Annotated in this window: 1 protein-coding gene; it reads left to right on the top strand. The window is 47.3% G+C overall.

Annotated features, from left to right (window positions below; genetic code table 11):
- Positions 1 to 133 precede the first annotated feature (133 nt).
- Positions 134 to 518, top strand: a 385-nt coding sequence (locus HP456_RS24785) for an acyl-CoA thioesterase (protein WP_246289431.1), incomplete at its 3' end; no start/stop codon positions are given.

Genomic DNA, 518 nt, shown 5'->3' with positions numbered 1-518 from the left:
TTAAAGAATACACGCCCTTCCAAGAGAAATATTTCTCTTTGTGTTTCTAATTTGCATCTTTGGTGAATAGTAAAAGGTAGTGTACGTTTATTATTTTGGACGGAAGGTGAAAGAATTGAGAGAGCAGAAATTCATGAAAGAAACTAAAACAAGTAAAACCACGCATGTTCTTCCGCCGGACACGAACCATCACGGTACCTTGTTCGGCGGAAAACTGATGGCATATATTGACGACGTCGCTTCCATCGCTGCCACCCGCCACGCACGCAAACCGGTTGTCACAGCTTCCACGGATTCAGTCGACTTCTTACAACCGATCAAAGTCGGCGACGCCGTGACACTCGAAGCAATTGTCACATACACCGGCCGCAGCTCCATGGAAGTCGGTGTCAAAGTCACTTCTGAAGTCCTGCTGACAGGTGAAACGACAGTCGCAGCGATTTCCTTTTTAACGTTCGTTGCAATCGAGGGCGGAAAACCAGTAGTGATCCCGGAGGTCGTTCCGGAAACAGAAGAAG

It is taken from the genome of Bacillus haikouensis (assembly GCF_013179555.1).
Classification (GTDB): domain Bacteria; phylum Bacillota; class Bacilli; order Bacillales; family Bacillaceae_B; genus Rossellomorea; species Rossellomorea haikouensis_A.
This window is presented reverse-complemented; position numbering and strand designations above follow the sequence as displayed.